The sequence below is a fragment of the Chloroflexus aurantiacus J-10-fl genome (assembly GCF_000018865.1).
Lineage (GTDB): Bacteria > Chloroflexota > Chloroflexia > Chloroflexales > Chloroflexaceae > Chloroflexus > Chloroflexus aurantiacus.
Genome location: NC_010175.1, coordinates 775,394 through 788,621 on the forward strand (window position 1 = coordinate 775,394; position 13,228 = coordinate 788,621).

Consider the following 13,228-nt stretch of genomic DNA (forward strand, 5'->3'; position numbering starts at 1 on the left):
TGACCGTATTACAAGCCGCTTCCTTCCACGCCGACAACAATCCACCGGCGTGTCGCTGGTGGCACACCCGCCGGCATTGCAGTATGGACATGTCCCTGGAATGACGCACACCGTTGAGCAAGAGTTGACAAAAAACAGCGCGTGCACCAAACAAACAACCCCCGGCAACCGTATCTGGTTGCCGGGGGTCATCATCGGTTGGGTGCGTGGACCTAGGTTCCCAGCGGAGAGCCGCCAGTAGGATCGGCGCTGCGATGTTTCACGACCCGGTTCGGGATGGATCGGGGTGGGTCCACCGCGCTCCTCACACACCCAGTGGTTGAAGGTCGTCCCTTCACCCCTCACGCGATTGTCCTTCTTGCTGCCTGCACCATCACCACGCTCCCGTCCCGGCCCCCTCGCCGCGACGGACGGAAGCCCTCGCCCCTGCGCACCGGTCGCCTCTACGGGTCACCCCGCCTCCAGCTCCGGCCGCTTACCCCGCTCATCTCGCGGGGGGCTTACCAGCCTTGCGCTGTGAGAGCAGTCGTCTTGCGGCGTGTTTCCCACTTAGATGCTTTCAGCGGTTCTCACTCCCGGACATAGCTACGGAGCTTGCAGGCCGCCCCACAACTCCTCCACCAGCGGTCCGTCCAGCCCGGTCCTCTCGTACTAGGGCCAGCCCCGCGCACTGCTCTACGCGCTCAGAGCGGATAGAGACCGAACTGTCTCACGACGTTCTGAACCCAGCTCGCGTGCCGCTTTCATGGGCGAACAGCCCAACCCTTGGGACCTACTCCAGCCCCAGGATGCGACGAGCCGACATCGAGGTGCCACGCTCCGCCGTCGATATGAACTCTTGGGCGGTCTGAGCCTGTTATCCCCGGGGTAGCTTTTATCCGTTAAGCCACAGCCCTTCCACCCGGTACTGTGGGATCACTACGGCCGACTTTCATCCCTGCTCGGCCTGTCTGCCTCGCAGTCAAGCGCCCTTCTGCCGTTGCACTCCACGGCGGATGACCATCCCGCCTGAGGGCGCCATTGCGCGCCTCCGTTACCCTTTAGGAGGCGACCGCCCCAGTCAAACTACCCGCCAGCCACCGTCCCAGCCTTCCGCCGGTGAGGGCAGCGCAGACCGAAGAGTGGTATTTCACCGTCGGCTCCAGCAGACCCGCAAGTCCGCCTTCTCCGCCTCCCACCTATCCTACGCATCCGCCTGCACGGCCCGATGGCAAGCTGTAGTAAAGCTCCACGGGGTCTTTTTGTCCCGCTCTGAGTTGGCCGCATCTTCACGGCCACTGCAATTTCACCGAGCCCCCGGTCGAGACAGTGCCCAGATCGTGATGCCTTTCGTGCGGGTCGGAACTTACCCGACAAGGAATTTCGCTACCTTAGGACTGTTATAGTTACAGCCGCCGTTTACCGGGGCTTCGGTTCGGAGCGTTCACCCCTCCCCTTAACCTTCCGGCACTGGGCAGGCATCACCCCCTATACGTCGCCTTCCGGCTTCAGCAGGGAGCTGTGGTTCTGGTATCCAGTCGCCCGGGCCTGGACCCTGCGGCTGCCTCGGGCTCCACCCGCCAGGGGCTTCACCCTACACGCAGCACCCCTTCTTCCGAAGGTACGGGGTCAATTTGCCGAGTTCCTTAACCGGGGGTCACTCGTCCACCTTGGTCTCCTCGACCTGTCTACCTGTGTCGGTTTGCGGTACGGGCGTGGGTGGTCTCCCGAGCCGGCCTTTCGTGGCTGCACAGGCGCCTCGCCATTGGCGGTTGGTTCCCCAACCCCCTTTCACTCACCTCTCGGTCAGCGCAGGACGGATTTCCTTCGCCCTGCTCCCTACCGGCTTGGACGGCGCTCGTCTCGCCGCGGCGACTACCCCTCAGCATCCGGCATTGGTCAAGCGACCACTCCACGGTACAGGACTATTCACCTGTTGTCCATCGGGTCTGGCCGTGGCCGTCCCCTTAGGCCCGACTACCCTGCCGCGGTGCATCCGTGCGGCAGAACCCTTTGACTTTCGGTGGCGATGATTGCCACATCGCTTCTCCGTTACTCATTCCGGCATTCGCACTCGTGCCCGCTCCAGTGCGGCTTCCGCCGTCCCTTCCCTGCGGTCACGACGCTCCCCTACCGTTGACCTTCCGGTCAACCCGCGGCTTCGGTGGGTCGCTTTGCCCCGTTACAGCCTCGGCGCAGCGCTGCTTGACCAGTGAGCTGTTACGCACTCTTTCAAGGATGGCTGCTTCTAAGCCAACCTCCTGGTTGTCTAAGCGGCGCCACAACCTTTCCCACTTAGCGACCACTGGGGGACCTTAGCCGGCGGTCTGGGTTGTTTCCCTCTCGACGACGGATATTCGCACCCGCCGTCTCACTCGCGGTGCACACACCCGGCATTCGCAGTTTGCCGTCGCTTGGTAAGCGGTGAAGCCCCCGCACAACAACAGTGCTCTACCTCCGGGTGTGCCATTGCCGCGGCTGTACCTCAATACATTTCGGGGAGAACCAGCTATCTCCGTGTTCGATTGGCATTTCACCCCTACCCACAGCTCATCCGAGCCTTTTGCAACAGACACCGGTGCGGCCCTCCACGTCCTGTTAGGGACGCTTCAGCCTGGCCATGGGTAGCTCACACGGTTTCGGGTCAATCCCCGGCGACGCTCGCCCTGTTCAGGCTCGCGTTCACTCCGGCTCCGGCTGGCACTGCCTTAACCACGCCACCGAGGATTACTCGCCGGATCATACTCCAAAAGGCACGCGGTCACCGGTTGCCCGGCTCCCACGGCGTGGAAGCACACGATTTCAGGGTCTCTTTCACTCCCCTCACCGGGGTACTTTTCACCGTTCCCTCACGGTACTGTGCGCTATCGGTCACTGCGTGTAGCTTGCCTTGGACAGTGGTCTGCCCGGCTTCAGCCCGGGTTCTTCGTGCCCGGACCTACTCAGGAACGACCCCTCACACTGAGGCGCACGCATACGCGACTCTCACGCTCTCTGGTGCAGGGTTCCACACTGCTTCTGCTTAGCGCGGTCGCGTGAGGCCCATCGAGCAGGATGGGCGTGGGTCGTCCTCCAACCCCGTGCGCGCAACGGCTGCTCCCTTGGCACGCGCACGGTTTAGGCGTCACCCGGTTCGCTCGCCGCTACTACGGGTGTCGTTCACTCTTCCTCCGGCTACTGAGATGTTTCAGTTGGCCGGGTTCCCGCTCCGCGCATGCGGAGCGCTGCCAGACGGCAGCGGGTTGCCCCATTCGGAGACCTCCGGATCACAGCCTGCACGCGGCTCCCCGGAGCATATCGGTGCCGTGCCCCGTCCTTCCTCGGCACGCAGCGCCATGGCATCCATCGTGTGCTCATCATGTCTTCCGTCCGTCACGGCCAATGGGCCGAACGGCACCTGGTGCACGGGTGGACAACGCGCACCAGGGATGGTGATGATGCAGGTTCTCTCTCAACAATCGCGTGAGTTGTCAAGGTACGACAATCGCACCCACACTGAATGACGAGTAGCCGAACACCACAGCAATTAGTATAGGGATAACTCCCTAGAAAGGAGGTGATCCAGCCGCACCTTCCGGTACGGCTACCTTGTTACGACTTCGTCCCAGTCGCGGCCCCTGCCCTCGGCCGCTGCCTCCCCGACTGGGGTTAGCACACGGACTTCAAGCATTGGCCACTCCCATGACGTGACGGGCGGTGTGTACAAGGCCCGGGAACGTATTCACCGCGCCATGGCTGATACGCGGTTACTAGCAACTCCGCCTTCACGGGGGCGAGTTGCAGCCCCCGATCTGCACTGAGACCACGTTTAGGCGATTAGCTCCACCTTGCGGCTTGGCAACGCATTGTCGTGGCCATTGTAGCGTGTGTGTCGCCCCGGACGTAAGGGCCATGCTGACTTGACGTCATCCGCGCCTTCCTCCGCCGGTCACGGCGGCAGTCTCGGTAGACACCTGTAACTACCGACACGGGTTGCGCTCGTTGCGGGACTGAACCCAACATCTCACGACACGAGCTGACGACAGCCATGCAGCACCTGTGGTGCACCCTCAAAGGCGCCCCTGTTTCCAGGGGATGCAGCACCATGTCAAGTCCGGGTAAGGTTCTTCGTGTTGCGTCGAATTAAACCACACGCTCCGCTGCTTGTGCGGGCCCCCGTCAATTCCTTTGAGTTTTAAGCTTGCGCTCGTAGTCCCCAGGCGGCCGGCTTACCGCGTGAGCTAAGGCACCCAGCACACCAACGTGCGCCAGACGCCGAGCCGGCATCGTTTACGGCGTGGACTACCCGGGTATCTAATCCGGTTTGCTCCCCACGCTGTCGCGCCGCAGCGTCAGGTCAAGCCCAGGTGGCCGGCTTCCCCACCGGCGTTCCTCCGGATCTCTACGCATTTCACCGCTCCACCCGGAATTCCGCCACCCTCTGCTTGCCTCGAGTGGACTCGTATCGGCGCGCCTCGCCCCGTTAAGCGGGGCGCTTTCAGCGCCGACGCAGCCCACCGCCTGCGCGCCCTTTACGCCCAGTAACTCCGGACAACGCTTGCCCCCTCTGTCTTACCGCGGCTGCTGGCACAGAGTTAGCCGGGGCTGCTTCTGGTGGTACCGTCAGCATCGTCCCACCCGAAAGGAGTTTACAACCCGAAGGCCGTCGTCCTCCACGCGGCGTTGCTCCCTCAGGCTTGCGCCCATTGGGGAAAATTCCTTGCTGCTGCCTCCCGTAGGAGTCTGGGCCGTGTCTCAGTCCCAGTCTGCCCGGTCGTCCTCTCAGACCGGGTACCCGTCATTGGCTTGGTGCGCCGTTACCACACCAACTACCTGATGGGCCGCAGGCCCCTCCCAGAGCGCCTTGCGGCTTTCCTCCGTCGAGCGTATGCGGGATTGTCCCGTCTTTCGACGGGGTATCCCCCACTCCGGGGCAGGTCACCCACGTGTTCCTCAGCCGTTCGCCACGCAGCCAGGCACGCCTGCTGCGTTCGACTTGCATGCATTAGGCACGCCGCCAGCGTTCGTCCTGAGCCAGGATCAAACTCTACATTGTTGGTGTTGAGTTACAGCATTTCGCTGCTTCCCTTCACCGAATTGACGTGGTGCTTAATTCGGCTATTCTCGTCATTCAGTTGTGAAGGTGCTTGCGCGGAACGTCGGAGAAAACAAAACCAGGAAAGTTCAGCGTTACTGAAGTTTCCTGGCGACGTCTCTGAATTGTCTTCAGCGCGTTTCGCTCGGTTTCGCTCTCCACTTGTTTGGTCTACCTCGCTGTCTGCGAGTGAGACCTCGTTCGTTCCAGCTCGCGTAGTATAGCACGTCGGTCGTAGGTTGTCAAGAGGTCTTCAAAAATCAACTTTCATCCCTTCAGAAAGAGATAAAACGCCCCTCTTCGTTTGATCGGTTGAATGGATTTTTTACAACTTTTTTGACCATTCACGGTTGTGATACGATGAAGATGATCCGGGTAAGCATGATTGATGAGGTGCTATGCTGAAACTCTCGCATATCCTAGACGGCGTGTCAGTGGTTGAAATTGCCAGCTATATTCCAGGCCCCCTGTGTGGTGCGCTGCTGGCCAGTCTCGGCGCAACGGTGGTGAAGATTGAGCGTCCAGGTGGCGACCCAATGCGTGCTTTCCCACCCTCTGATCATAGTGGTGAGCATCCGCTATTTGCGATCCTGAACCGCACAAAGCAATGCTACACGCTAAATTTGCGTCAACCCGCCGACCAGACGAAGCTGTATGATCTGATCCGATCTGCTGATGTGTTGATCGATGGTCTCCGTCCCGGTGCGCTTGGTCGACTTGGTCTGACAGATGAAACGTTGCTGGAAACCAATCCCCGATTGCTGATTGTGGCGATCAGTGGTTTACCACCTGAACACCCTCATCGCCATATGGCGTTGCATGACCTGAATGCCCAGTCTCTTGCCGGTGTTCTCGCTGCAAGTGCAGATGATCCGCGCACACCAGGAGTGCATGCGGCTGATATGGTGAGTGGTCTGGCCGCCGCAGCCGGGGTGCTCGCAGGATTGTTAGCTCGCCACACGTCTAATCGCGGCGGGCGGATCGAAACATCACTGCTGAGTGCTGCGCAGTGGCTGAATATGCCTGCCCTTGCCCTGGCCCTGGCCGGTCTCTTGACTGATGATACGCTCAACGGTCAATTCGCCTGTTATCGCCTCTACCAGACTGCCGACCACCGGTATCTGGCCGTAGCAGCCCTGGAAGCGCATTTCTGGCAACGTGTCTGTACGGTTATCGAACGACCAGATTTAATCCCACTCCAATATGATCGATCAGCACAACCAATGGTGATCAGCGCTCTGTCTGACATTTTTCGCCAACGACCGCTGCACGAATGGCAGGCTATCTTTGATTCATTAGACACGTGTGTATCGCCCGTTTTGACTCCTCTGGACGCAGCGCGCGAACGTTCGATCATGCCCGATGCGGGATTCGGCTCGCTATTTACGGTGCAGGATTGACCGGTTGCCCCTCTGCAAGTTGGGCAATCGCCGGTCGTAGTTCGGCAAACGTGATACCGCCCTCATACCGGGCCTGGATAATGCCATCGCGATCAACCAGGAATGTCCATGGCTCGGTGCGCAGGTTCCATTCTTTCATTGCATCGACCATTCTGGCCTGCTGAAATGACTCGCCAAATGGGTACGGATAGACTTCCACATGAATGAAATTGACCCGATCACCGAATTCGCTCTTGAGTTGCTTCAGGACTGCCATATTTGGTGCACATACCGCTGTCTGGCAGTAACCCGGTGTCGCAAAAGAGACGACGAACGGCTTGCCAGCCTTCATCGCCTCGGCAATCGTCATCTGGTAGAAGTCCGGGTCAGGACGCGGATCAGAAGTAAGCTGATCAAGTGCAGGCACATCAGCAGCCGTCAGATTCTGCACGGGGATCGCTCGGTCGCCTACCATCGGGGCGAACGCACGTTCACTGACGTCAAGACGAATACGCGAAGACTGTGGCCCATCGGTTTGCGGAATGGTGATTTCGGCTTCCCAACCACCCGCCCGGTCGAAGGTGGCGTAGGCAACGTAGAGACCGACCGGGAGTCCCTGACCACGATACACTGCCTGGGTTGTCGCTACCGGCTTTGTGCGATCACCACCGGGGCCAACGTAATATAGGGTCACATCGAGGGTCAGGTCAGGATCGTTCAGCGGTACACCACCCTGCAGTAAACCAAACGGAAGGCGATTAACACCAACGACCAGCTCGGATGCTGCGATCACCGGTGCAATTGGCAATGCCGCAGGGGTTGGTGCTGCCGCAGGTTGACCACACCCCGCCACAACGAGCATCAACAACGTGGCAGTCAAGAACACAGAAAGATGCTGGCGCGTCATGATGAACTCCATCTTATTGCAGAACGTCGCGCTGAAAGGTGGCCCGATAGGTGTTCGCCGCCCATTCAACCACGACGGTAATTTCCCATAACCCTTCCATTGTATATGCAGTACGTGCCCAGTAGCGCCCCGGCCCATCCGGAGTGGCTACCGGTCGCGTGACCCCCATCGGCATCGCCGGCATGTCGAGGTCGAGATAGACGTAAGCGTCGTTGATCGCATTTCCTTGCTGATCATGCAGCAATACAACAAAATCGACCGCAGTGTTGATACGTGGACGATCAGGCGTTTCCAGGGTAATCGTCAGGCCATCGACAGTTTGGGTTTCCCGTACCGGTGCTGCTCCACTGCTACACGCAACAACGACCAGCACGGCTACCAGGAAACAAAATGCTCGTATCCAATAGCTCATACATCACGATCCGGTTTTAACCCGGCACGTACTCCTTCAACAAGCAATGGTAATGCCACCAGTTGCACGAGATGAAATAGACCGTTGTGATCAATGATAACCTTACCTGACCGTACTTCGAGTGAACTGGTTTGAATGGCAGCAGCGAGGATGGTGATCAGGATACCGGACGTGATCAATCCGGCACCTGGAAATCGCCGACGATAGGCAAGATCGATGTAGATGCTCAATGCTGCGAGCATTGCCACCAATTCATACAGAATGAAAGCAAGAAACCCCCGCTGGAGGCGCCGACTGAACCAGGCGAACGCAGGAGCCGCACTGGCAAGGACGGGCAAGGTTCGGCGTCCGACCATTTCTCCCCAGCGATCACTTACGGCGCCGGTGGTGAAGAGGGCCACCGTCAAGCCAAGCAGAACGTTCAGCGGTTGCCAGAGCCGTTCACGGGTATGTGCCGAGAGGCGCAAACCGTGAATGATTGCGCCTAGCAGGCTACTGACCGCCAGCAGAGCAAAGGCTGCCTGCCAGACACGAGCACGCCAGCCGGTACCTGCGCGTAACCGCCAAATTGCTGCCAGCGCTGCGATAGCCAGCATCAGATCGGTTGCCGCAGTTGTTTGTTCACGCTGATCTGACTCTATTTGCAACATATACCGAATCTTTCTGTTAGGGCAGCCCAAACGAGAGCAATGTATGGCTTCCCCAACAAACAGACGACAGCCGAATCACAGCATCAGAGCACAATTTTGCGCTCAGTGATCAGCCGCTGTCGTATACGCCGAAAGAGGGTATCGTAATCAAGGCGGCCTTGCGTAATCTCGTATTTATACGCTTGCAGTAACTGATGAACCTCGGCATTCAGGCGATCTTCGACCTCCAGCTCATCGGTCATGATCTCGCGGATCGCTGCCCGCAATTCGGGGTCACTGGCCTGAAACAAAACCCCATCTGTCTCGGCCAAAACATCAACCAGCATTGCAGCTAATTGCTCAACTTTTGCTGGTGAGAGCTTCATACCATCCTCCTCGTCACTTAAATCCGACCAGCAGCGCGAAAGGCACGTCGCACTTCCTGCAATTCGGCGAGTCGTTCTGGCGGCAAAGGACGTGCTCCCCCAAACAGATGAGCTGCCAGCAACGTGCGTGCGCAGTGTTCAATCTGCTCCATACGGTGAAAGGCTTGCAGTAATGTTGTGCCGTATGTTACGGCACCGTGATAGGCAAGCAAGATCGCTTCATGATCGGCAACAAATGGCTCAATAGCTGCCCCCATCTCGGTCGTACCGGTCAGTGCGTATGGGGCAGTTGGGATCGGGCCAAGGGCAATCAGCGCTTCCGGCAATAATGGCTCGGCCAGACTGACACCTGCCAGGGTTGCTCCGACCGCTGTAGGCGGATGGGCGTGAATACACGCCATGATGTCGGGCCGATGACGATAGACAAAGAGATGGAGATAGCGCTCTGATGACGGTTGGCGGCCCGGTGCACCACGCACCAATCGACCATCGAGGTCAATGACGAGTAGATCGTCAACCGTCAACATCCCCTTAGCCAGGCCGGCAGGGGTAATCAGGATGGTGTCATCTGGCAGGCGTGCCGAGAGATTACCGTCGCCGGCAACCACCAGCCCACGTTCGTAGAGTAAACGACCACAAAGAACCATTTCGGCACGTAATGCCGTTTCAACATCAAGAGGAAGATCGGTTGTCATAGCGTTTCTGTTGACGTAAGCGAATGAGCAAGAACGCCGCCACAATCCAGCCCGACCAGGCGAGCAGTGGACGGCTAAAGCGCATTGCGAGCATCACCACCAGGAGCAGCACGCGCAGGCTTTTGACAAGCAAACGCCGGCTAACATCAGGTCGTGGCGTTGCTGTCCAGTCAATCTGTTGCAGACGCGGTAATAACCCTCGTTCAACACATCCTTCCAGCGAAAAGAGGTAGACTGTATCGGTATAGTGCGCCGCCAGTTGTAAATCTCGTTCCAGGGCATCCCACGTCAACGGTGGCAGATCTTCGGCACTACTGGCCCGCACGGCACTGCCCACAATACATCCGACCCCAATTGCATCGGCAGAAGGACCATAACTATCGATCAGAGCACCACCAAGATCGTTACCCAACTGGTTGATGGGAACGCTGCTAAAGCAAAGCAGCACCTCAACATCAGCCGGAAGATCGACGATATCAAGGGCACGCTGAATCGTCGTTGTTGCTGCACGGCGATCATCTACGATGAGTGGCAACTGGTAGGTATGAACCTCGTAGCCGTCGTGATGAATCTCAGCGATCAGATCGATATAGGCAGCACGCGCACTCTCGTAGAGCACATTCTCGTGCGCCAGCCAGATACGGCGGGCAATATCACGAATACCACGGCGGCGACTGGCAATCACTTCACCCAACGGCGGTTCAATGTCAAGACCAATGGCCTGGAACTGCAACTGGTGTGCCTGTGCCCACTGCCGTACCGACCGGTAACGCTCGATGGCCTGTGGATAATTTTGCAGGTTGAACCAGAAACCCTCTTCTGCCGGCAAGAGCAGCCACGCAATAACCGGAATCCGATGCTGATTGAGCGTCGTAATCGCCTGCGCTGTCTCGTGTGACAGGTTGTGGAGCGCAACGGCAACACCATACTCGCCCGCCGCCAGGAATGAGAGTAGTCCTGGCGTAGCAAGTAACTCAAGCAGGGGCGGCCCTTCCAATTCACAGAAGAAGATGATCTGTGGCCGCCCCAAGACAGGTGGTATTCTCACTGGCGCTGATGTCGTTTGCACATCTGCATTATAGCACTCTCAATTTCACCCTGTTGCCAGTTGGGGATGGCGTTGCCAGTGTTGCGTCGCCTGTTCAAAGGCATACGCCAGTTGGAGCACGCTTAGATCGGCACGTGGACGGCCGATGATTTGGATCCCAACCGGTAGTCCATCGCGGGTAAAGCCAGCCGGTACCGAAATGGCCGGCAGGTTGCAGACAGAGATGTAGTAACACGAACGCATCCATTCAATATAGTTCTGCATTGGTATCCCGTTAATCTCGGTAATGTACGGTTGTTCAACCGGAAACGGTGGCACCTGGCTCACCGGGGCAATGATGAATTCATAGGTTTGCATGAATTCATACACACGGGCCAGGAGAGCAGCGTGGAGACGCATAGCTCGCCCAACTTGCGGCCCGCTTAAGGCGCGTCCGGCTTCAATATTCCAGACCACAGTGTCTTTGATGCGGTGACGTTCGCGATCCAGTAACTCGCCAAGGGTCAGTTCGTAGCGGAAAGCGCGCATGACTTGAAAGACCTCGTCAGCATCACTGAGATCGGGTGTTGCCTCTTCAACAATACAGCCGATCTGGGTGAAGACATCGCGTTGGGCAGCGATAACCTCAGCCACCCGCAGATCAACCGGTAATCCACCCAAATCAGGACTCCAGGCAATACGTACACCGCGCAAATCACGCTCTAGTGGTTGGGCAAAGAGCGAGGGCGGTTCACTGATCGAGAGCGGCGCTCGCAAGTCGGGGCCGGCGATAGCCTGCAAGATCAGGGCAATATCGGCAACCGTGCGTGCCATCGGGCCATCGATAGCAAACGGTAGAAAAGGGGTCGGGTCAGGCCAGACCGGCACTCTTCCCGGCGAAGGACGAAAGCCCACGACATTGCAGTAGCCGGCCGGGTTGCGTAACGATCCGCCCAGATCGCTGCCGTCGGCAATCGCAATCATCCCACAAGCCAGGGCAACGGCAGCCCCACCACTACTCCCCCCACACGTCTTACTCAGATCGTAGGGATTGCGGGTAGGGCCAAAGACAGGGTTGAAGGTTTGCGAACCGGCACCAAATTCCGGGGTATTCGTCTTCCCAACCGTGACCGCGCCGGCTGCTTTGAGCCGGGCAACGATCAGCGCATCAAAATCGGGAACGAAATCAGCAAAAATCGGAGAACCATAGGTTGTTCGCATCCCCTTCGTCTCGGCCAGGTCCTTGTGAGCGACCGGCAAACCGGCTAACGGACCAGGATCATCACCCCGGGCAAGAGCTTCATCAACCGCTCGCGCACGAGCCTGGGCACCATCAATGTCGAGGGTCACGATAGCGTTGACCAGCGGATTCAGCGTGGCGATGCGTTCGAGATGGGCAACCAGCACTTCAGTCGCCGAAACAGCGCGTTGTCGAATCAGGTGCGCAATAGTGGTAGCCGGCTGGAGACATAGCCCGGTATCAGTCATAGGTGTACCTCTTCCCTGATCAAAAGCGTTGCTGCGCAGCAATTGTAGCAGACTGACGTACAACACGTGCCGGCAACGCTGCACCCGCCGGGATGGGTGATAATAGGAAGGTGGTACCGCAACGTCAATACGGAGCAACAACCATGGCTGAATGGATGATCTACGGCGCCAACGGCTATACCGGACGACTGATCGCGCGTGCAGCAGTGCAGGCAGGTTTGCGACCACGGCTCGCCGGGCGCAATGCAACACAGATAACGGCGCTGGCAAATGAACTGCATCTACCCTTTACCATCTGCCGATTGGATGATGAAGCAGCCCTGCGTCGTGCGCTTGAAGGCATGCAGCTCGTTCTCCACTGCGCCGGCCCATTCCAGGAGACCAGTGCGCCAATGGTGCAGGCATGTCTGAACAGTGGTGTCCACTATCTTGACATCACGGGTGAGATAAGTGTTTTTGAAGCACTGGCACGTCAGGATCAGACTGCCCGCCAGGCCGGAGTCATGCTTATGCCAGGGGTCGGCTTTGATGTCGTACCCTCCGATTGTCTGGCGGCGCATCTGGCACGTCGCCTACCGGGTGCGAACAATCTGGTGCTGGCATTTCAGGCGCTCGGCAGCATCTCACGCGGCACAGCCATCACAATGCTGACCATGGCCCATCGCGGATGCGAACGGCGAGACGGGCGGCTTGTCAGCACACCACCACTCCATGAGGTGCGAACCTTTGATTTCGGGCGTGGACCACAACCGTGTGTGAGTATTCCGTGGGGCGATGTTGCTACGGCCTACTACACGACTGGTATTCCCAACATCAAGGTTTTTGTCGCCATTTCGCGCCGAAACCTGCCGTGGCTCGGCCTGGTACGCGCCATACTTCCCCTGATCCACCTCAAACCAATCCGCACCAGTCTCCAGAACTGGCTACGCCATACGCTTGATGGCCCGGATACCACAACACGGGCAAAAGGAAAGAGTATCATCGTCGGTGAAGTCACCGACAGAACCGGACAGCGAGTTACCGGTCGGCTTATCGGGCCTGAAGGATATTCGCTTACGGTGGCAACAGCGTTGCTCATTGTGCGCCGTGTTCTGGCAGGTACTTACGAGGCAGGTTTTCATACACCGGCAGGGTTGTATGGGCCAGATCTGATCTGTGAGGTGCCCGGAGTGCAGATAACAGGTTGATTGAAGGCATTATCTTGATCGGACTCGTGCTCCGCCTGAAGAGCACATTGCGCAGCCAGAAAGAC

The 13,228-nt window shown here is 58.4% G+C and carries 9 protein-coding genes and 3 rRNA genes; 2 read left to right on the forward strand and 10 right to left on the reverse strand.

Features of this window, described 5'->3' with window-relative positions:
* Nucleotides 1–199: 199 nt before the first annotated feature.
* The 3 genes from rrf to CAUR_RS03045 all read right to left on the reverse strand — a co-directional run bounded on the left by rrf (nt 200) and on the right by CAUR_RS03045 (nt 5,014).
* Nucleotides 200–314 (reverse strand): 5S ribosomal RNA (rrf, locus tag CAUR_RS03035).
* A 94-nt stretch (nt 315–408) separates the two neighbouring features.
* Nucleotides 409–3,348 (reverse strand): 23S ribosomal RNA (locus CAUR_RS03040).
* 180 nt (nt 3,349–3,528) lie between these two features.
* Nucleotides 3,529–5,014: ribosomal RNA gene (locus CAUR_RS03045) — 16S ribosomal RNA — on the reverse strand.
* Together the 16S, 23S and 5S rRNA genes form the textbook arrangement of a ribosomal RNA operon.
* A gap of 437 nt (nt 5,015–5,451) precedes the next feature.
* Between CAUR_RS03045 and CAUR_RS03050 the strand changes: the two genes are divergently transcribed.
* The gene (locus CAUR_RS03050) at nt 5,452–6,453 is read left to right on the forward strand and encodes a CaiB/BaiF CoA transferase family protein (RefSeq protein ID WP_012256485.1); all 1,002 of its coding nucleotides are present in this window, start codon (nt 5,452–5,454) and stop codon (nt 6,451–6,453) included.
* Here CAUR_RS03050 and CAUR_RS03055 read toward each other — a convergent pair.
* The 7 genes from CAUR_RS03055 to CAUR_RS03085 all read right to left on the reverse strand — a co-directional run bounded on the left by CAUR_RS03055 (nt 6,437) and on the right by CAUR_RS03085 (nt 11,976).
* Nucleotides 6,437–7,339: a TlpA family protein disulfide reductase gene (locus tag CAUR_RS03055; RefSeq protein WP_012256486.1), complete on the reverse strand. Its 903-nt coding sequence runs from the start codon at nt 7,337–7,339 to the stop codon at nt 6,437–6,439. The genes CAUR_RS03050 and CAUR_RS03055 overlap by 17 nt on opposite strands.
* Before the next feature lie 13 nt (nt 7,340–7,352).
* A complete protein-coding gene (locus CAUR_RS03060) occupies nt 7,353–7,751 on the reverse strand; it encodes a FixH family protein (RefSeq protein ID WP_012256487.1) in 399 nt (132 codons plus the stop codon).
* Nucleotides 7,748–8,401: a DUF6962 family protein gene (locus tag CAUR_RS03065; protein ID WP_012256488.1), complete on the reverse strand. Its 654-nt coding sequence runs from the start codon at nt 8,399–8,401 to the stop codon at nt 7,748–7,750. The genes CAUR_RS03060 and CAUR_RS03065 overlap by 4 nt, the downstream gene beginning before the upstream one ends.
* 83 nt (nt 8,402–8,484) lie before the next feature.
* Entirely contained in the window at nt 8,485–8,766 is a 282-nt protein-coding gene (locus CAUR_RS03070) for a DUF507 family protein (protein WP_012256489.1), read from the reverse strand.
* A gap of 17 nt (nt 8,767–8,783) precedes the next feature.
* Complete coding sequence (locus CAUR_RS03075; RefSeq protein ID WP_012256490.1) at nt 8,784–9,461, reverse strand: class II aldolase/adducin family protein; 678 nt, start codon at nt 9,459–9,461, stop codon at nt 8,784–8,786.
* Nucleotides 9,439–10,509 (reverse strand): hypothetical protein, encoded by a 1,071-nt coding sequence (locus tag CAUR_RS03080; RefSeq protein WP_012660479.1) that lies wholly within the window; start codon nt 10,507–10,509, stop codon nt 9,439–9,441. The genes CAUR_RS03075 and CAUR_RS03080 overlap by 23 nt, the downstream gene beginning before the upstream one ends.
* A gap of 45 nt (nt 10,510–10,554) precedes the next feature.
* Entirely contained in the window at nt 10,555–11,976 is a 1,422-nt protein-coding gene (locus CAUR_RS03085) for an amidase (protein ID WP_012256492.1), read from the reverse strand.
* A gap of 143 nt (nt 11,977–12,119) precedes the next feature.
* On the opposite strand from CAUR_RS03085, the gene CAUR_RS03090 reads away from it, so the two are divergent.
* Entirely contained in the window at nt 12,120–13,163 is a 1,044-nt protein-coding gene (locus CAUR_RS03090) for a saccharopine dehydrogenase family protein (RefSeq protein WP_012256493.1), read from the forward strand.
* The last annotated feature ends 65 nt before the right edge of the window (nt 13,164–13,228 follow it).

Bases quoted from the DNA above. Each gene is read 5' to 3' on its own strand.
- CAUR_RS03090 (WP_012256493.1), top strand. From the start codon at position 12,120: ATGGCTGAATGGATGATCTACGGCGCCAACGGCTATACCGGACGACTG.
- CAUR_RS03070 (WP_012256489.1), bottom strand. From the start codon at position 8,766: ATGAAGCTCTCACCAGCAAAAGTTGAGCAATTAGCTGCAATGCTGGTT.
- CAUR_RS03060 (WP_012256487.1), bottom strand. From the start codon at position 7,751: ATGAGCTATTGGATACGAGCATTTTGTTTCCTGGTAGCCGTGCTGGTC.
- CAUR_RS03085 (WP_012256492.1), bottom strand. From the start codon at position 11,976: ATGACTGATACCGGGCTATGTCTCCAGCCGGCTACCACTATTGCGCAC.
- CAUR_RS03065 (WP_012256488.1), bottom strand. From the start codon at position 8,401: ATGTTGCAAATAGAGTCAGATCAGCGTGAACAAACAACTGCGGCAACC.
- CAUR_RS03075 (WP_012256490.1), bottom strand. From the start codon at position 9,461: ATGACAACCGATCTTCCTCTTGATGTTGAAACGGCATTACGTGCCGAA.
- CAUR_RS03050 (WP_012256485.1), top strand. From the start codon at position 5,452: ATGCTGAAACTCTCGCATATCCTAGACGGCGTGTCAGTGGTTGAAATT.
- CAUR_RS03055 (WP_012256486.1), bottom strand. From the start codon at position 7,339: ATGACGCGCCAGCATCTTTCTGTGTTCTTGACTGCCACGTTGTTGATG.